General features: G+C 73.2%; 18 protein-coding genes. 14 read left to right on the top strand and 4 right to left on the bottom strand.

Going from position 1 to position 18,143, the window contains the following annotated elements; all coding sequences use genetic code 11:
• Positions 1-2: 2 nt before the first annotated feature.
• From OHS58_RS15020 to OHS58_RS14990, 7 genes are all read left to right on the top strand, one after another.
• A complete protein-coding gene (locus OHS58_RS15020) occupies positions 3-866 on the top strand; it encodes an ABC transporter substrate-binding protein (protein ID WP_326949252.1) in 864 nt (287 codons plus the stop codon).
• Complete coding sequence (locus tag OHS58_RS15015) at positions 863-1,789, top strand: ABC transporter substrate-binding protein (protein WP_328648653.1); 927 nt, start codon at positions 863-865, stop codon at positions 1,787-1,789. Before OHS58_RS15020 ends, OHS58_RS15015 begins: the two co-directional genes overlap by 4 nt.
• Positions 1,789-2,916 carry an energy-coupling factor transporter transmembrane component T gene (locus OHS58_RS15010; RefSeq protein ID WP_328648652.1) on the top strand — a complete coding sequence of 376 codons (1,128 nt, stop codon included), beginning with the start codon at positions 1,789-1,791 and terminating at the stop codon, positions 2,914-2,916. Before OHS58_RS15015 ends, OHS58_RS15010 begins: the two co-directional genes overlap by 1 nt.
• On the top strand, positions 2,913-4,505 hold the full coding sequence (locus tag OHS58_RS15005) for an ABC transporter ATP-binding protein (protein WP_328648651.1): 1,593 nt from the start codon (positions 2,913-2,915) through the stop codon (positions 4,503-4,505). The genes OHS58_RS15010 and OHS58_RS15005 overlap by 4 nt, the downstream gene beginning before the upstream one ends.
• Positions 4,502-5,374 (top strand): ECF transporter S component, encoded by an 873-nt coding sequence (locus tag OHS58_RS15000; protein WP_442875536.1) that lies wholly within the window; start codon positions 4,502-4,504, stop codon positions 5,372-5,374. Before OHS58_RS15005 ends, OHS58_RS15000 begins: the two co-directional genes overlap by 4 nt.
• On the top strand, positions 5,371-6,396 hold the full coding sequence (locus OHS58_RS14995; protein ID WP_328648650.1) for a prenyltransferase/squalene oxidase repeat-containing protein: 1,026 nt from the start codon (positions 5,371-5,373) through the stop codon (positions 6,394-6,396). Before OHS58_RS15000 ends, OHS58_RS14995 begins: the two co-directional genes overlap by 4 nt.
• A gap of 137 nt (positions 6,397-6,533) precedes the next feature.
• Positions 6,534-7,739 (top strand): MFS transporter, encoded by a 1,206-nt coding sequence (locus OHS58_RS14990; RefSeq protein ID WP_328648649.1) that lies wholly within the window; start codon positions 6,534-6,536, stop codon positions 7,737-7,739.
• A gap of 67 nt (positions 7,740-7,806) precedes the next feature.
• Here the strand turns inward: OHS58_RS14990 and OHS58_RS14985 are convergent, their stop codons facing one another.
• Complete coding sequence (locus OHS58_RS14985) at positions 7,807-8,790, bottom strand: PaaX family transcriptional regulator (protein WP_328648648.1); 984 nt, start codon at positions 8,788-8,790, stop codon at positions 7,807-7,809.
• 209 nt (positions 8,791-8,999) lie between these two features.
• On the opposite strand from OHS58_RS14985, the gene OHS58_RS14980 reads away from it, so the two are divergent.
• The 7 genes from OHS58_RS14980 to OHS58_RS14950 are packed head-to-tail and all read left to right on the top strand — an operon-like array spanning position 9,000 to position 16,220.
• On the top strand, positions 9,000-9,920 hold the full coding sequence (locus OHS58_RS14980) for a transporter substrate-binding domain-containing protein (RefSeq protein WP_328648647.1): 921 nt from the start codon (positions 9,000-9,002) through the stop codon (positions 9,918-9,920).
• Positions 9,921-9,925: 5 nt separating this feature from the next.
• On the top strand, positions 9,926-10,792 hold the full coding sequence (locus tag OHS58_RS14975) for an amino acid ABC transporter permease (RefSeq protein ID WP_326949260.1): 867 nt from the start codon (positions 9,926-9,928) through the stop codon (positions 10,790-10,792).
• Complete coding sequence (locus OHS58_RS14970) at positions 10,789-11,574, top strand: amino acid ABC transporter ATP-binding protein (protein WP_328648646.1); 786 nt, start codon at positions 10,789-10,791, stop codon at positions 11,572-11,574. The genes OHS58_RS14975 and OHS58_RS14970 overlap by 4 nt, the downstream gene beginning before the upstream one ends.
• On the top strand, positions 11,571-12,710 hold the full coding sequence (locus OHS58_RS14965) for a CapA family protein (RefSeq protein WP_328648645.1): 1,140 nt from the start codon (positions 11,571-11,573) through the stop codon (positions 12,708-12,710). Before OHS58_RS14970 ends, OHS58_RS14965 begins: the two co-directional genes overlap by 4 nt.
• Entirely contained in the window at positions 12,707-13,945 is a 1,239-nt protein-coding gene (locus OHS58_RS14960) for a CaiB/BaiF CoA transferase family protein (RefSeq protein ID WP_328648644.1), read from the top strand. The genes OHS58_RS14965 and OHS58_RS14960 overlap by 4 nt, the downstream gene beginning before the upstream one ends.
• Positions 13,942-14,964: a 2-hydroxyacyl-CoA dehydratase family protein gene (locus OHS58_RS14955; protein WP_328648643.1), complete on the top strand. Its 1,023-nt coding sequence runs from the start codon at positions 13,942-13,944 to the stop codon at positions 14,962-14,964. The genes OHS58_RS14960 and OHS58_RS14955 overlap by 4 nt, the downstream gene beginning before the upstream one ends.
• Positions 14,961-16,220, top strand: coding sequence for a 2-hydroxyacyl-CoA dehydratase family protein (locus OHS58_RS14950; RefSeq protein WP_328648642.1), 1,260 nt, complete (start codon positions 14,961-14,963; stop codon positions 16,218-16,220). The genes OHS58_RS14955 and OHS58_RS14950 overlap by 4 nt, the downstream gene beginning before the upstream one ends.
• Here OHS58_RS14950 and OHS58_RS14945 read toward each other — a convergent pair.
• From OHS58_RS14945 to OHS58_RS14935, 3 genes are all read right to left on the bottom strand, one after another.
• Positions 16,198-16,392, bottom strand: coding sequence for a hypothetical protein (locus tag OHS58_RS14945; protein ID WP_326949266.1), 195 nt, complete (start codon positions 16,390-16,392; stop codon positions 16,198-16,200). The two genes, OHS58_RS14950 and OHS58_RS14945, sit on opposite strands and share 23 nt — an antisense overlap.
• Before the next feature lie 80 nt (positions 16,393-16,472).
• Positions 16,473-16,925 (bottom strand): hypothetical protein, encoded by a 453-nt coding sequence (locus OHS58_RS14940; RefSeq protein ID WP_328648641.1) that lies wholly within the window; start codon positions 16,923-16,925, stop codon positions 16,473-16,475.
• A 68-nt stretch (positions 16,926-16,993) separates the two neighbouring features.
• Entirely contained in the window at positions 16,994-18,115 is a 1,122-nt protein-coding gene (locus OHS58_RS14935; protein ID WP_328648640.1) for an epoxide hydrolase family protein, read from the bottom strand.
• Positions 18,116-18,143 lie beyond the last annotated feature (28 nt).

Raw genomic sequence — 18,143 nt, 5'->3', positions numbered from 1 at the left:
CCATGAGACGTCTTCCTTCGCTGCTGGCCGGTCTCGCCGTCATGGCCGGGCTCGTCGTGTCGTCGGCGACACCGGCGTCGGCGGTCGACCCGGCCAAGGGCTACGCCGGGATCTGCACCGGCAACGACGCGCTGAGCGGCGTCACCGTCGTCGTCGACTTCCAGGAGCTCAACGGCAACGGCGGCACCGCCGCGCCGACGATCACCCGCTGCTCGCCGAACGCCGCTCCCGGCACGGACCGGACCGGCATCCAGGCCCTGCAGGACGCGGGGATCGCCGTCGCCGGTGTCGCGCAGTGGGGGCTCGGGTTCGTGTGCCGGCTGGAGGGCCGGCCCTCGGCGACCGAGTCGATCCCGGTCTCGGGCAACCCGACCTACAAGGAAGCCTGCGTGCGGACGCCGCCGGGCGCCGCGTACTGGTCGTACTGGACCGCCACCGGCGCCACCTCGACCTGGACCTACAGCAGCTACGGCGCGCTCAACCGCAACGTCGTCCCCGGTGGTTTCGAAGGCTGGTCGTTCTCCCTCAACCGGTCCGCCGGCTCGAACCCGGTGCCGCGGGTGACCCCGCTCAACCCGGCCGTCAACGCGAGCAACCCGACCGTGAGCCTGTCGGCCGACGACCTCGACCACAAGATCACCCTGGGGCAGAGCACCACCCTGACCTGGACGTCCACCAACTCCACGACGCTCACCGCCCAGTCGGTCGCCCCGGCCACCGGCGGCGGCGCCTGGTCCGGGTCGCTGGCCGTGCCGGGCGGGACGAAGACGATCACGCCGACGGCCAAGGGCACCTACACGTACACGGTCAAGGCGGTCGGCACCGGCGGCACGGTGTACTCGACGGCGACCCTGACGGTGCAGTGAGGCGGATCTTCGCGGGTGCGGCCGTCGCGGTGCTGACGGCCGCCCTCGCCCCGGGCGTCGCGCGCGCCGTCGACCAGGGCAAGGGGCATCCCGGGTTCTGCGCCGACGGCGCCGGGGTCACCGTCGTGCTCGACTTCCAGCAGCTGGGCGGCACGACGATCGTGCGCTGCGACCCGCAGACCGGCCGTGGCACCGGCTTGGACGCGCTGAAGAACGCGGGTTTCCAGGTCGCCGGGGTGCAGCGGTGGGGTGAGGCGTTCATCTGCCGGATCGAGAACCGGCCGTCCGCGGTCGAGGAGATCCCGGTCAAGGGCAACGAGCACTACAAGGAGACCTGCGTCGACACGCCGCCCGCGGCGGGCTACTGGTCGTACTGGCACGCCGGGAACAACTGCGCGTGGGAGTACAGCCAGTGGGGCGTGAAGAACCGCGACTTCACCGCGGGCGGCTTCGAGGGCTGGTCGTTCTCGCTGAACGCGACGGCCGACTCGAACCCGGTGCCGCGGATCGCCGCGGTCCGGCCCGGCACCGCGGGGCCGTGCGTCACCGCGGCGGAGCCGGCGCCGAGTTCCGCCGACATCAACGAAAAGCAGCCCGGCGCCACGACGGCCCCGGCCGCGCCGCCTTCGGGAGCGCAGGCCACCACGGCCGGGCCGCCGGGACAACCGGACCAGCTCGGCACGAGCGGCCGTCCGTTGCCGCCGCCCAAGCCGCGGCCCGGCGGGGGTGGGCCGCAGGCCGCGGATCCGGCCGGCAACGTCGCGTTCACCGGCGGCGAGCAGGCTGCCGACGTCGACCAGGCGATCAAGGAGCAGGCCGGGGCGAGTGACTACGCGCCCTGGGTGGCCGGCGCGGCGGTCGTGCTGCTCGCCGCCGCGGCGTGGTTCACCGCGCGGCGTCGCAAACGCGCCCGGGACAGCTGATGCTCGCTTCCTGGTTCCTGCCGCGTGATCTGCACCCCGCCGCGTGGTGGGTGTGGGCGCTCGGGCTGGCGGTGGCGGCGAGCCGGACGACGAACCCGTGGCTGCTGCTGACGATCGTCGCGGTGCTCTGTCACGTCGTGATCGCGCGGCGGGCGGACGCGCCGTGGGCCATGGCGTTCCGGATGTACGCCTACCTCGCCGCGGTCATCATCGGGGTGCGGGTGTTCTTCCGGATCGTCTTCGGCGGCGCCGAAGGCTCGACGATCATCCTGCGCCTGCCCGAAATCCCGCTGCCCGCGTGGGCCGCGGGCATCCGGCTGCTCGGCGACGTCTCCGCGGAGTCCGTGCTGGGTGGGCTTTACGACGGGCTACGGCTGGCCACGATGGTGCTCTGCCTCGGCGCGGCCAACGCCCTGGCCAACCCGAAACGGCTGCTCAAGGCGATGCCACCGGCGCTCTACGAGGTCGGCACGGCCGTGATCGTCGCGCTGTCGGTGTTCCCGCAGCTGGCCGAGAGCGTCCAGCGCGTCCACCGGGCGCGGAAGCTGCGCGGCGGTGCGAAGGGACGCCGGTTCCGGGCGCTGCACGCGGTCGTCATCCCGGTGCTGGAGGACGCGCTCGACCGGTCGCTGCAGCTCGCGTCCTCGATGGACTCCCGCGGCTACGGCCGCGCCGGGGTGGTGCGGGCCCGCGCCCGGCTGCTCACCGGCGTACTGATGATCACCGGCCTGATCGGCGTCTGCGTCGGGGTCTACGCGACGCTCGACGGCTCGACCCCGCGGTTCCTCGCCACGCCGTTCCTGGTGGGCGGGCTCGCGCTCGGCCTGATCGGCTTCCGGACCGCCGGGACGCGCGTGCGGCGCACCCGCTACCGGCCGGATCGCTGGCACCCGGCCGAGTTCGTCACCGCCGCGAGCGGTGCCGCGGTGGCCGTGGCGTTGTTCACGACGTCCAGTGTGGACCCGACGAACCTCAACCCGTCGCTGAGCACACTGTCCTGGCCGCTGCTGTCCTGGGTGCCGCTCGCCGGCGTGCTCCTCGGCGTCCTGCCCGCCTTCCTGACTCCGCCGCCCGCGCTGCCGTTCGAGGCGGAACCGGTGCCCGAGACCGAGAAAGTCCCCGCATGATCGAGCTGGACCGCGTTTCCTTCTGGTACCACGGGCAACCGGAACCCGTCCTCGCCGACGTGTCGCTGTCGATCGGGGAGGGCGAGCTGGTGCTCGTCGCCGGGCGGACCGGCTCGGGCAAGTCGACGCTGCTCGGCACGTTCAACGGCCTGGTCCCGCACTTCACCGGCGGCCACCTCGAAGGCACGGTGTCGGTCGAGGGCGCCGTGACGCGGGACCGGCCGCCGCGGGAGTTCGCGCACCTCGTCGGCGTCGTCGGGCAGGATCCGCTGGCCGGGTTCGTCACCGACGTCGTCGAGGACGAGCTCGCCTACGGCATGGAACAGCTCGGCCTGGCCCCGCAGGTGATGCGCCGCCGCGTCGAAGAGACGCTCGACCTGCTCGGCATCGCCGAGCTGCGCCGCCGTCCACTGAGGACACTCTCGGGCGGGCAGCAGCAACGCGTCGCCGTCGGGTCGGTGCTGACCATGCACCCGAAGGTCCTCGTGCTCGACGAGCCGACGTCGGCCCTCGACCCGATCGCGGCCGAGGAGGTCCTCGCGACGCTCGCGCGGCTGGTGCAGGACCTCGGCACCACCGTCGTGCTGGCCGAGCACCGGATGGAACGGGTGATCCCGTTCGCCGACCGGATGCTCTACGTCCCGGGCGACGGCAGCGTCACCGACGGCACCCCACCGGAGATCCTGCGGACGACGCCCATCGCGCCGCCGATCGTGCGGCTCGGCCGGCTCGCCGGCTGGGACCCGCTGCCGATGTCGGTGCGCGACGCCCGCCGCGTCGCCCGGCCGCTGCGCGAGCGCCTCGGCTCGCGCCCGGAGCCGGCCGGGGCCGAGCCGGGGGAACCGGTGCTGACCGCCGCCGGCGTGGTCGTCCGGTACGGGCCGGTGGTCGCGGTCCGCGGGCTCGATCTCGACCTGCACCCCGGCCGGGTGGCCGCGATGATGGGCCGCAACGGCTCGGGGAAGTCGTCGTTGCTGTGGGCTTTGCAGGGGTCCGGGCCGCGGCAGGGCGGGAAGGTCCGTGCCGCCGGGGTCGATCCCGGGGAGCTGCCGAGCGCGAAGGCGCGCAAGGTCGTCGGGCTCGTTCCGCAGACCGCGAGCGACCTGCTCTACCTCGAGTCCGTCGCCGCCGAATGCGCCGCGGCCGATGCCGAGACCGGTGCCGAGCCCGGCTCCTGCCGGGGACTGCTCGACCGGCTCGCCCCCGGGATCGACCCCGGGCGGCACCCGCGCGACCTGTCCGAAGGGCAGCGGCTCGCGCTGGTGCTGGCGGTGCAGCTGTCCGCGTCGCCGTCGATCATGCTGCTCGACGAGCCGACCCGCGGGCTCGACTACCCGGCCAAGGCGGCGCTGGCGGGGATGATCGCCGCGATGACCGCCGAGGGGTGCGCGGTGGTCGTGGCGACGCACGACGTCGAGTTCGTCGCGACGGTCGCCGACCGGGTCGTGGTCATGGCCGAGGGTGAGATCGTCACCGACGGCGCCACCGCGGAGGTGCTCGGCGGATCGCCGGCGTTCGCGACGCAGGTGGCCAAGATCCTCGGCGGCGGCTGGCTGACCGTCGCCGAGGTCGAGGCGGCGGTCTCGTGACGCGCCTGCGCCAGTGGGGGCGCGCCGACCAGGCCGTGCGCGTCGGCCCGCGCTCGGCCGTCGTGCTCGGGCTCGCGTCGCTGGCCGGGCTGATGATGTTCGTCTGGCCGCTGCTGGTGCGGGTCGAACCGCAGAGCATGCAGCACGGGCCGGACGCGCCGTTCATCTTCTTCGGCATCCTGCCCATCCTGATCGCCATCGTGCTCGCCGAGCTGTCCGAAGGCGGCATGGACGCGAAGGCCCTCGCGATGCTCGGCGTGCTCTCGGCCGTCAACGCCGCGCTGCGGCCACTGGGTGCGGGCACGGCCGGGATCGAGACGGTGTTCTTCGTGCTCGTCCTGGCCGGCCGCGTGTTCGGTGCCGGGTTCGGGTTCGTGCTGGGCTGCACGTCGTTGTTCGCCTCGGCCCTGCTGACCGCCGGTGTCGGGCCGTGGCTGCCGTTCCAGATGCTGTGCTCGGCGTGGATCGGGATGGGTGCCGGCCTGCTGCCGCGTCGCGTGACGGGCAAGGCCGAGATCGCGATGCTGGTCGGTTACGGCATCGTCGTCGCTTACCTGTTCGGGTTCCTGATGAACCTGTGGTTCTGGCCGTTCATCACCGGTGCCGAAGTCCCGTACCACGACGGGCACATCTCGTACGTGGCCGGGGATCCGGTGTGGGAGAACCTGCACCGCTTCGCCGTGTTCACGCTGCTGACGTCGACCGCGGGCTGGGACACCGGCCGCGCGATCACCAACGCCGTGGCGATCGTCGTGCTCGGCCCCGCGGTGCTCGCCACGTTGCGGCGGGCCTCGCGCAAGGCCTCCTACGGCGTCGCCCCGACCTTCGCCGAACTCCCCGAACGAATCCCGGAAAGGCAGAAACCGTGAAACTCCGTCAGCTCGCCGCAGTCGTCACCGCCGCCACGCTCCTGGTCCCGGCGACGGCGTCCGCCACGACCCCGGCGCAGCACACCGCCGACGTCGCCGCCGGTTGGCTCGCCAGACAGCTGACCGGCGGTGACCACCTCGAAACCGTCTTCGGCGGAGTGTCCTATCCGGACACCGGCCTGACGATCGACGGCATCTTCGCCTTCGCGTCCGCCGGCGTCGCGAACACCGCCGCCGGCCGCGCGACCACCTACGTGGCCACGAACCTCGCCGGTTACGTCGGCGACGGCGTCACCGAGTCCTACGCCGGCGCCACCGCGAAGGCGACCCTGGCCGCGGAGGTCCGCGGCCAGAACCCGGCCACCTTCGGCGGCACCGACCTGCCCACCCGGCTGCGCGCGCTGCTGGCACCGTCCGGGCGGTTCTCGGACAAGTCGCAGTACGGGGACTACAGCAACGCCTTCAGCCAGTCGCTCGCGCTCATCGCCCTCGACCGGACGCCGGGCGGCGCACCCGCGTCCGCGGTGACCTTCCTCGCCGGGACGCAGTGCGCGGACGGCGGCTTCCCCCTCGACTTCGGCGTGACGCCCTGCGTCAGCGACACCGACTCGACGGCGATGGCCGCCCAGGCGCTGCAGGCGACCGGCCGGCCCGGCCAGGCGCAGCAGGGCCTGACCTGGCTGGCCGGGCGGCAGCAGGCGAACGGCGGGATCTCGGTCGGCACCGGTGACCCGGCGGTCGCGCCGAACGCCAACACGACCGGCCTGGCTAGCCAGGCGTTCCGCGCGGGCCTGCGGCTCGCCGCCGCCCAGAAGGCGAAGACGTTCCTCACCGGCCTCCAGGTCGGCTGCGCGGGCGCCGCCGCGAACCGCGGCGCGATCGCCTACGACGCCACCGGCTACAACGCCGGCACCGTCGTGCGCGCGACCACCCAGGCCGTCCTCGGTCTCGGCGGCCGCGGCCTGGCCCAGCTGACGTCGGCCGGGTCGTCCGCCGCGGAGCCGGCGCCGACCTGCCCGTGACCACGGGGGAGCCCGGCGCCCACGAGGTGCCGGGCTCTCGCCGGTTCGAGGCGCCCTGGTCAACGCCCGAATTCACGAAGCGACATTGATCACTCCCGGCTCCGGCCGCCCGCGTCGGTCGCGCATGATGGCCGGAAATGGTTGAGGACTTCCGCCTGCGCTCGGTCGCCGCGGCGGCGTACGGGCCGGCGGTCCTGTTCGGACTGTCCGAGGGGGCCGTGCTGCCGGTCGTCGTGCTGAGCGCGATCGACCGCGGGGCGAGCACCTCGACGGCCGCGCTGATCGCCGCGTTGCTCGGCGTCGGGTCACTGGTCGCGAACATCCCGGCCGGGATGCTGGCGACCCGGATCGGCGAGCGCCGGTCGATGCTCCTGGCGTCGGCCGTCATGGTCGCGGGCGTCGTGACCTGCCTGGTCGATCTGGGCCGCGGACCGGCGTCGCTGCTGCTCTACGGCTGCGGGATCCTGCTGATCGGGGCGGCGAGCGCGGTCTACAGCCTGGCCCGCCAGTCGTACCTGACCGAGATCGTCCCGGCGCACATGCGCGCCAGGGCGCTGTCGACGCTGGGCGGGAGCATCCGCGTGGGCGTGTTCCTCGGGCCGTTCGCCGGGGCCGGGGCGATGCAGGTCGCCGGGCTGCCGGGCGCGTACTACGTGAGCCTGGCCGCGATCGTGGCGGCGGCCGTCCTGGTGTTCCGGGTGCCCGACCTGGAGGTCACCGCCGGCGAGCGGGTGGACGCGGCCGCCGTCACGACGCGGGGGATGCTCCGGCAGTGGTGGCGGGTGTACGCGACGCTGGGCGTCGGGATCCTGCTGCTGTCGGCGATCCGGCAGACCCGCCAGACCGTGGTGCCGCTGTGGGCGGCGCACATCGGGCTGTCGCCGACCGCCAGCTCGATCGTCTACGGCGTCGCCGGCGCCATCGACGCGCTGACGTTCTACCCGGCCGGCAAGGTGATGGACCGCCACGGGCGGCGGTGGGTGGCCGTGCCCGCGACGCTCGTGCTGGGCGCCTCCTTCGTCGTCATGCCGTTCGCGGGCGGCGCGGTGGCGCTGGTGGTGGTGGCCATGGTGATGGGCTTCGGCAACGGCATCGGGTCGGGCATCGTGATGACGCTCGGCGCCGACGTGTCGCCGCCGGTCGGACGGCCGACGCACATCGGCATCTGGAACGAGCTCGCGGACATCGGGGCCGGCGCCGGCCCGCTGATCCTGTCCGCGGTGACCGCGCTGGCCGGCCTCGGCGCCGGAATCGTGGCGAGCGGCCTGGTCGGCTTCGCGGCGGCGGGCGCGTTGTGGCGGTGGATACCCCGGCCCCAGCGCGCCGGGCCGGGCACCCGGTGACGCGCCGCTGCCCGACGATGTCAATCCTTGACGCACGTCCCGGGACGTGCGTCCCGGCAAGTGCCGCTTACTGGTGGCCCGCTTCGTCCAGCCGACGCGCCTGCGCGGCCTGTTCGAACGGCGTGTCGCCCACCGCGTGGTGGTCGCCCAGGCCGGCGAACAGGGCGGCCACCTTCACCGAGTCGTGGTGGGCGGCGAAGTCGGCCAGCGCCGGGTCGGTGGCCGCCAGCACCTGCCGGAACCGGAGCTCGGCGAGCGGCCCGAGCCGGTCGTAGATCTGCAGGAACACCTTCTGGGCCCGGTCGCGCGCCCAGCCGGCGGGCAGCAGCTCGGCGGGCAGGTCGGGGTCGGTCTCCGGGAACCGGCGCCAGTCCACGCGCAGCTCGGTGCGGGTGCGCAACGCCTGCGCCGGGCTGACCAGGCCGGCGTCCAGGCCGGTGAGCACCCGTTCGTACCGCTCGACGAACTGCTCGTACTCCCGGGCGAGGGGCTCGAGGTCGAAGGCTGCGACGGGGCTGCCGGCGTCGCCGGGGACCTCGGTGGCGCGGAAGACCGTCGCGCTGCGGAGGCCGAGTTCGCGCAGCGCGGCGAGCGCGGGGGCGGCCAGGTCGTGCGGGCTGACCCACACGCCGTCGTAGAGGGCGGCGAACCGCAGGACCCGCAGCCGTGACCGGAGTGCCGTGCGGAGCCCGCGGTCCTGCTCCGGCACGGAGAAGGTGACGACCGTCCACTGCCCGTCCCACTCGGGCGCGGTCGTGCCGAAGGTCAGCATCCGGTGGGTGCGCTCGATGATCACTTCGGACGTGCGCGCGGGAATGCCGTACGCCGTGGTCCGCCCGCTCCGCGACACGGTGAGCAGGCCGCGCGCGGCGAGGCGGCGGATCGCGGCCCGCGCGCTGGCCGCGCTGATGTCGAACTCGCCGAGCAGCTCCACCAGGGCGGCCGAGGGGATGTGTTCATCGCGCCAGTACCAGAAGTCGCCGAGCAGGGACGTCAGGAGGAGCTGCGGTTCGGCTCCCTGCTGGGAGCGGGGCAGCGGGCCCGTCGTCATCGCGCGCTCGCCTCTTCCGGGGTTCGGGCCGGCGATCGGCCGGGGTCGTCCGCCGCCGGTGTCCATGGTGGCAGTCCCGGACGAGCGGCCGGATCGAGGGGTTGAATCACACGACACATCATGCGACGATCGGCGCCCAGATAGCAACCAATCTCCCCTCGGGTTCTCGCGCCGCCCGGTTCGGACGGCCTTCCTCAGGAAGAAACGACATGGGTTCCTCACTTCGTCAATGGCGTCGAAGCCCGCTCGCCGTGGCCGCCGCCGCGGGACTCGTCCTGGCCGGCTGCACGGTCGACGACGGGGCGGCGCCCGCGCCCTCCGCGGCCGCGCTCACCGTCGTCGCGGCGTTGCACGACCAGCTGCCGCAAGCGATCAAGGACGCGGGGGTGCTCCGGTTCGCCGGGGACTCCCACCCGCCGTACCGCACCGTCGGGCCGGACGGCAAGACCGTCACCGGCATCGACCCCGACTTCCAGCAGGCGCTCGGCCAGATCCTGGGCGTGCGCACGGAAACCACCATCGTCGCCGGGCTCCCGGCCGCACTGCAGGGCATGCTCAGCGGCCGGTACGACGCCTTCAACGGACCGGTCAAGGCCACCGCCGAGCGCGAGAAGCAGTTCGACACCGTCACCTGGATGACCACGCGCACCGCCTACGTGGTGCCCGAAGGGTCCGCCGCCGGCATCAAGCAGACCGCCGACCTGTGCGGCAAGCGCGTCGCCGTGGTCACCGCCAGCGTCGTGGAAGGCCAGCTCGCGAAGCTGTCCGCGTTCTGTGAGCGCGAACAGCGGCCGGGGGTGCAGGTGATCGGGCTCGACGACACCAACGCCATCCTGCTGGCCGCGAAGTCCGGCCGGGTCGAGGCCGCCGGCATGACCCAGGCCGCGGCGATCGACGTGACCGAACAGCAGAAGGGGCAGTACGAGTACGTGACGCAGACCGAGGAGCAGGGCGCCACGACGGACAACCTCGCGCTGTACACCCCGAAGGCCGGGAAGCTCGGCCCGGTGCTGCAGAAGGCGTTCGAGGAGCTGTTCCGCGACGGCACCTACACCCGGATCATGCAGAAGTGGGCCCTGGCCGACGTCACGGTCCCGCAGCCGTTGTTCGACGCGGCGTCCGCGAAATGACCGCGATGTCCACTGTGGCGGAGACGGCCGCGGCCCAGGACGACGTCGCGTCCGCGCGCGGCCGCTTCCGGCCGCTGCGCTGGCTGTTCGTGCTCGTGCTCGCGGTGCTGGCGGCGCAGCTGGCCGTCTTCCTGGTCGGCAACTCCCGGTTCCAGTGGGACGTCGTGGCGAAGTACCTCTTCGAGAAGAGCGTCCTGGCGGGGCTGGGCACCACGGTGGTGCTCGCGATCGCGGCGATGGTGCTCGGGTCGCTGGCCGGCGGGGTGGTCGCGGCGATGCAGCTGAGCGGGTTCGGGCCCGCGCGGTGGGTGGCGACGCTGTGGGTGGGCCTGTTCCGCGGCATCCCGCCGCTGGTGCAGCTGATCTTCTGGTTCAACCTCGCCTACCTGCTGCCGCGGCTGTCGATCGGCATCCCGTTCGGCCCGGTCTTCGGCAGCTGGGACGCCAACGCGGTGATCACGCCGGTGACCGCCGCGGTGATCGGCCTGTCGCTGGTCGAATCGGCCTACCTCGCGGAGATCTTCCGCGCCGGGGTGTCGTCGGTCGATCCCGGCCAGCGCGACGCGGCCCGCGCGATGGGCTACCCGCCGGGGCAGACGCTGCTGCGGATCGTGCTGCCGCAGGCGATGCGCGTGATCATCCCGCCCGCGGGCAGCCAGTTCATCAACGTGCTCAAGGGCACCGCGCTGGTGTCGGTCATCGCGATGTCGGACCTGCTGCACTCGGTGCAGGTGATCTACAACCGCACCTACGAGATCGTGCCGATGCTGCTGGTCGCCTGCTTCTGGTACCTCGTCGTGGTCACCGTCCTGACGGCCGGGCAACGCCGGCTGGAACGCCGGTTCTCGCGTGGTCACCGGAGTGCCCGGTGAGCGCCCCGGTGCTGCGGATCGGCGACGTCCGCAAGCGGTTCGGCACGGTGGACGCGCTGGCGGGGGTCAGCCTCGACGTCCACGAAGGCGAGACCGTCGTGGTCATCGGGCCGTCGGGCTCGGGCAAGTCGACGCTCGTCCGCTGCGCCCACCAGCTGGAGTCCGTCGACGGCGGCGCGATGTACCTCGACGGCGAGCTGCTCGGCCACCGGCGCTCGCCGGGCGGCCTGCGCCCGCTGAGCGAGCGGCGGATCGCCGCCCAGCAGCGCCGGATGGGCATGGTCTTCCAGCAGTTCAACCTCTTCCCGCAGTTCACCGTGCTGCGCAACGTCACCGACGCGGCGATCCGCGTGCACCGGCGCGATCGGTCCACTGTGGAGGGTGAGGCGCGGGAGCTGCTGGCGCGCATCGGCCTGGCCGGCCGGGAGGACCACTACCCGCGGCAGCTCTCGGGCGGGCAGCAGCAGCGGGTCGCGATCGCGCGGGCCGTGCTGGTGCGGCCGCGGATCATGCTGTTCGACGAACCGACCAGCGCACTCGACCCGGAGCTGGTCGACGAGGTCCTGGCCGTGCTGCGGGACCTCGCGGCGGCGGGCACCACGATGGTCGTCGTCACCCACGAGATGGCGTTCGCGCGCGAAGTGGCCGACCGGTGCGTGTTCATGGAGGCCGGCCGGATCGTCGAGGAAGGGCCGCCGGAGGAGCTGTTCACCCGGCCCCGGACCGACCGGCTGCGGGCCTTCCTGTCCCGTCATCTGTCCCACGAGGAGGGTGTTTCGTGATCACTGTCGGCGCCGTCGGCGACCTCATCCTGGACGAACCGGACCCGGAGTTCTTCCTCGCGCCCGCCGCGCCGGTGCTGCGGGAGCTGGACCTGGCGATCGGGCACATCGAGGTACCCCACTCGACGACGTCGGTGCAGAGCAGCACCGACGTCCCCGCGCCGCCGGCGGACCCGATGGCGCTGAAGGCGGTGGCCGAGGCGGGTTTCGCGGTGGTCACCCTGGCGGGCAACCACGTCTGCGACGCCGGCGACGGGGGACTGGCCGACACGATCGCCTACTCCCGCGCGGCGGGCCTGCTGACGGCCGGCGCCGGGCCGGACCTCGCGCGGGCCCGGCGCCCGGCGATCGTGAAGCGGGGCGGCCTGCGGATCGGCGTGCTGTCCTACAACTGCGTCGGCCCGCGCGACTCCTGGGCCGCCTCCCGCAAGCCCGGCTGCGCGTACGTGCACGTGCTGACCCACTACGAGCTCGACCACGCGAGCCCGGGCGGCCCGCCGAAGATCTACACCTTCGCCGATCCCGACAGCCTGGCGGCGATGGCCGACGACGTGCGCCGGCTGCGCGCGGAGGCCGACATCGTGCTCGTGTCACTGCACAAGGGCGTCGGGCACACCCCGGTCGTGGTCGCGATGTACGAGAGCCCGGTCGCCCGCGCCGCGGTCGACGCCGGGGCCGACGCGGTGTTCTCCCACCACTCGCACATCATGCGCGGCATCGAGGTCTACAAAGGACGGCCGGTGTTCCACGGGCTCGGCAACTTCGTCACGGTCACCCACGCGCTGACGCCGGGAGCGGGCGTGGGGGCCGACGAACTCCGCGCGTGGGCCGAACGCCGGACCAAGCTCTACGGCTTCGCGCCCGACCCGGACATGCCGTTCTTCCCGTTCCACCCCGAAAGCCGCAACACCGCCATCGCCTTCTGCCGCTTCGACGAGACCGGGCTGCACGAAGCCGGTTTCGTGCCCTGCCGGGTCGACGGCCAGGGCCGTCCGGTGCCGGTCGGCGGCACCCCGGAAGGCGAAGCCGTGGCGAAGTACGTCGAGGACATCACCCGCGGCGCGGGCCTCAACGGCCGGTTCACCACCCGCGGCCCCGAAGTGCTCGTCGATCTCTCCGAGGGAGCTGCCACATGACCGACCAGCCACTGGCCGGCCGCGTCGTCGTCGATCTGACCACCGCGCTCGCCGGGCCGTACGCGACGCTGCTGCTCGCCGGGCTCGGGGCCACCGTGATCAAGGTCGAGAACCCGGCCACCGGCGGCGACTCGTCGCGCAACAACGCGCCCTACGTCGGCCGCGACGGCCTGAACCTCGCCCGCCGCCACGACGACGACCTGTCGGTGTCGATGCTGCTGCGCGGGCGCAACAAGCTCAGCGTCACCCTCGACCTGAAGAACCCGCGCTCCCGGGCCGTGTTCACCGACCTCGTCCGCGACGCCGACGTGCTGGTGGAGAACTACAGCCCGGGTGTCACCGAGCGGCTCGGCATCTCCTACGAGAGCGTCCGGGAGGTCAACCCGCGGCTCGTCTACACCTCGATCAGCGGGTTCGGCGCCCAGGGCGGCCCGGGCTCGGGCAAGGCGATGGACTCGATCATCCAGGCGCTGAGCGGGGTGATGATGACCGCCGGGGAGCCCGACGAGGGCCCGGTCCGGTTCGGGCTGCCGATCGGTGACCTGCTGGCGCCGCTGTTCGCCGTGGTCGGCACGGTGTCCGCGTTGCTGCAGGCCGAGCACACCGGCGAGGGCCAGCGCGTGGACGTGTCGATGCTCGGCGCGCTGACCTCGCTCGTCGCGTGCGAGCCGTTCGACGCCTTCGACGCGGTCGGCCTGCCCCAGCGCACCGGCTCGATGGTGCCGCGCCTCGCGCCGTTCGGGATCCTGCCCGCTCTCGACGGCTATCTCGCCCTCTGCGCGCCGACCGACGCGTTCGCCCACGGCGTGCTCCGGGCGATCGGCCGGCCGGACCTGGCCGAGGACGACCGCTACCGCACGCGGGACCAGCGCGTGCGTGCTGCCGACGAGCTGCACGACCTCATCCGCGAGTGGTGCCGGGTGCGGCCGCTCGCCGAGATCCTCGCCGCGTTCACCGCCGAAGGGGTGCCCGCGGCCGAGGTCCGCGAGCCGCGTGAGGCGGTCCGGGACCCACTGGTCCTGGCGCGCGAGGAAGTCGTGCCGCTGCGGCACCCGCAGCACGGCGCGGTGGCCGACCTGGCCGGGACCGGCGTGCCGATCCGGTTCTCCGCCGCCCGCGTCGCCCTGGACCGGCCCGCGCCCGCGCTCGGCGAGCACAACGAGCACGTCTACCGCGAGCTGCTCGGCTACACCGAACAGCAGCTGGCGGACCTGGTGGCGGAGGCGGTGATTTGAGCGCCGGGTTGCCCGCGGTGGGCTACGTCGGGGCCGACGTCCCGGTCGAGCTGATCACCGCGGCGGGGCTGCTGCCGCTGCGGCTGGCCGGGAAGCCGGGCGAGGACAGCACGCTTGGCGACCGCTACCTCGGCCACGGCGTGGATCCGGTCGCCCGGTCGATCCTGACGCGGATCCTCACCGGCGGCTACGGGCCGCTCGAAGCCGTCGTCGTCTCCCGTGACTGCGAAGCCTCGCTGCGCCTGTTCTACGCCTTGCGCGAGCTGCACCGGGTCGAGCCGGAGCTGCGGCTGCCGCCGGTGCGCCTGGTGGACGTGCTGCACCTGCCGCACCACACGACCACCCGGTACGTCCACGCGAAGATCGCCCAGCTGCGCGAATGGCTCGGCCGGTGGCGGCCCATCGGCGACGACGACCTCGCCGCGGCGATCACCGCGCACGACACCCTGCGGCGGTCGCTCGGCCGCTGCGCTGTTTTGCGCCGGGCGAACCGGCTGAGCGGCACCGAGTTCCTCACCCTGGTCGCCGCGACCACCAGGCTGCCGGTCACGGCGGCCACCGCGCTCGCCGACCGCGTGGCCGCCGGCTCGCCCGAGGTCGAGGGGGTGCGGCTGTTCCTCACCGGCAGCTCCCACGATGACCCCGGCGTCTACAAAACGTTGGAGGACAACGGTTTCCTCGTCGTGGGGGAGGACCACGACTGGGGTGAGCTGCTCTTCGCGCGCACGTGCGCGGCGCCGACGGAACTCGCGCTGGCCGAGCGCTACCAGCACAACGGCCCGGCCGCGCCCCGCGCGTCCATCCGGCAGCGCGCCGCCCACACGGCCGCGGCCGCACGGGCCTGCGACGCGGAAGTCCTGTTCTCCTACGCGCGCGTCCACGACGACGCCCCACCGTGGGACTTCCCGGCGCAACGGGCCGCCACCGGACTGCGGGCGGTGCCGGCGGAGCGGCAACCGTACGGCGAGCTGACCGGCGACGCCCTCGCGGCGCTCCTGCCGGCCGGGGTCGCGGGATGACCGGCCGGCTGACCTCGGCGACCACCGCGACCGGCTACCAGCGCGAGTGGTTCGCCGGGATGCGCGACGACGTCGCCGCCGGTGCGCCACTGGCGCTGGTCAACGCGGACGCGCCCCAGGAGATCTTCCGCGCGATGGGCATCCCGTACGTCGTCAACCAGTGGTGGGCCTCGATCGTCGCGGCGAAACGCCAGACGCAGCGCTACCTCGGCCTGCTGCGCGAGCGCGGTTACCCCGACTACATCGAGCAGTACAGCGCCACGTCGCTGGCGTCGGCGTTCGAGGACGATCCCGGTCGGGCGCCGTGGGGTGGCCTGCCGAAGCCGTCGATCGTGCTCGGCGAGACGACGGGCGACGCGTCCCGGAAGATCTTCGACGTCTGGGACGCGCAGCCCGGCGTCACGTACTACCCGCTGGAGAGCGCGGCGGAGAACGCGGTGCCCGAGCGGTGGTGGGAGCTGATGCCGCACCGCTGGGAGGAGGCCATCGGGAGCGACCGGCTCGACCTGCTGACCGGCGAGCTGACCGGCCTGATCCGGTTCCTGGAGCAGACCACCGGCCGGGTGTTCTCCGAGACCCGGTTCCGGGAAGTCATGGCGCTGGTCAACGAGCAGCAGGAGTGGAACCGCCGCACCCGCGACCTGATCGCCGCGGCCCGGCCGTGCCCGATCGCCGTCACCGACGGCATCCCGAGCGTCATGGTGCCCCAGTGGCACCGCGGCACCGAGTGGGCCCGCGACGCCGCCCGCGCGTTCCACGACGAGGTGCGCGACCGGATCGACGCCGGTGTCGCGGCGTGCCCGGACGAGCGGCTGCGCTTGATGTGGATCGGTCGCGGCCTGTGGTTCGACCTCGAGTTCTACCAGCGGTTCCAGCGGTCGCACGGCGCGGTCTTCGTCTGGTCGATGTACCTCGCCATCGCCGCGGACGGCTACCTGCGTTACGGCGACGACCCGCTGCGCGCCCTCGCCGCCCGCTTCGCCGCTTTCAGCGACCAGCTCTACACGCCGCCGTGGTCGGCCGAGTGGTACGTCAAGGAAGCGCGGCACCACGGCGTCGACGGCGTCGTGCACCTGGTCTCCGACGACGCCCGCGGCGGCTACTTCACCACCCGCGCGCTGCGCGCCGCGGGGATCCCCGTGCTGGAACTGCACGCGGACAACGTCGACGCCCGCACCGGAGACGACCTGAGCGCGCAGATGACCGCGTGGCTCGACGAACTCCGGCGGGCGCTCACTTCTCCTTGCCCTCCGTGATCTTCACGGACTGCCAGTTCCCCGGCGCGTAGATGGCGAGGACCTTGTCGTCGCCCTGGGGGTCCTTGCCGCCGTACACGTAGAGGATCCCTTCCGGCCGCGAGGCTTCGAAGTGCTCGCCGTTCGGATACTTGTCTTCGTAGCTGCGGCTGGTACTTACCTCGACGGCCATCGATCACTCCTCGCTGCGTTGGTCTTCGTAGGTCGCAAGCGGTGGCGAGGCCGTTACAGGTGGTGAGCTCCCGACGGGCGCTAGCGAGGCTGCGGCGCGGGGAGACCGGCGGCGGCCAGGGCGTCCCAGAGGGGCTTCGCGTCGTACCGGTGGAAGCCCGGCCCTTCGACGAACTGGCAACCGAAACTTGCGGAGGTGAGAGTCGTGGTCCGGTTCTGGGTGTCGAGGAAGCGGAGTTCGTAGCTCGGTCCGAGTTCGAGGGTGCAGGCGATGTCCGCAGGCGGGGCCGGCAGGGAGCACGCGGCGGCGGCGATCTTCTTGATCGCCGCCGCGTCGGTGGTGCGGGCTTCGGCCGGGGTGCGGCCGGAGAGGCTGGGAAGCGCCACCTGGAGGGGGCGGTCGACGAGTTCCCGGGGTTCGTAGCCGGGGGAGCACAGCGCCGGAAGGTCTCCGGACCCCGGTTCGGCGCGGCCGCACGCCGTGGCGGCGGCGAGGAGGAGCAGGATGCCGGCCACGGCGGGCAGTCTTCGCATGGGCACGCTCCCCAGACGGAAGGGCCCGGCCGCACGGTTGCACGGAACCGCGCGCGCTCCCCGTGGCGTCAGCGGAAGAGGCGGAAGAACCCGCGCACCTGCTCGACCAGCGACTCCGGCTGCTCCAGTGCGGCGAAGTGGCCACCTCGCGGCAACTCCTCGAACCAGCGCAGGTCGGTGAACCGCCGCTCGGCTTCCCGGCGCGACGGGACCGTGATGTCGCGCGGGTAGACCGACACCCCGGACGGCGCGGTGACCGTGTCCCGGAAGTCGGCGAAGCTTTCCCAGTACAGGCGCGCCGACGACGTGGCCGACGCGGTGAACCAGTAGACCGAGATCTCGTCGAGGAGCTGCTGCCGCGACACCGCGTCCTCGGCGTGGCCGTTGTTGTCCGTCCAGGCCCGGAACTTCTCGGCGATCCAGGCGGCCTGGCCCGCGGGGGAGTCGGTGAGGCCGTAGCCGAGCGTCTGCGGCCGGGTCGCCTGCTGTCCCGAATACCCCCGGCCGGTGCGCTGGAACTCCTTCGCAGCCGCGAGGTGCACGCGCTCCGCGGGCGTCGGATCGTCGAACGTCCCCAGCGCGACGGACCCGAGGTTCACGTGCACGCCGGCGACCCGCTCGGGCGCCACCTCGCCCAGCGCGCCGGACACCGCCGAACCCCAGTCACCGCCCTGCGCGCCGTACCGCTCGTAGCCCAGCGACACCATCAACGTGTCCCAGGCGCGCGCGATGCGCTTGACGCCCCAGCCGGTCGTCGACGGCTTGTCGCTCCAGCCGTACCCGGGCAGCGACGGCGCGACGACGTGGAACGCGTCCGCCGGGTCCCCGCCGTGCGCGCGCGGGTCGGTCAGCGGTCCCAGGACGTCCAGGAACTCGAGCACCGAACCCGGCCACCCGTGCGTGAGCACCAGCGGGAACGCGCCCGGCTCCGGCGAGCGGACGTGCAGGAAGTGGACGCCCAGCCCGTCGACGATGTCGCGGTACTGCGGGAAGACGTTCAGCCGCTCGGCGAACCCGAAGTCGTAGTCCTCGGCCCAGCTGCGGCACAGCTCCTGCGCGTAGGCCAGCGGCAACCCCTGCGACCAGTCGTCCACCGGCTCGGGATCGGGCCACCGCGTCCGGCGCAACCGGTCACGCAGATCCGCGATCTCGGCTTCGGTGACGCTGACTTCGAACGGTTCGGCGGCCACAGCGGGGCCCCTTTCTCGGATCGGATGC

It is taken from the genome of Amycolatopsis sp. NBC_00348 (assembly GCF_036114655.1).
In the GTDB taxonomy this organism is placed as follows: Bacteria; Actinomycetota; Actinomycetes; order Mycobacteriales; family Pseudonocardiaceae; genus Amycolatopsis.
This window is presented reverse-complemented; position numbering and strand designations above follow the sequence as displayed.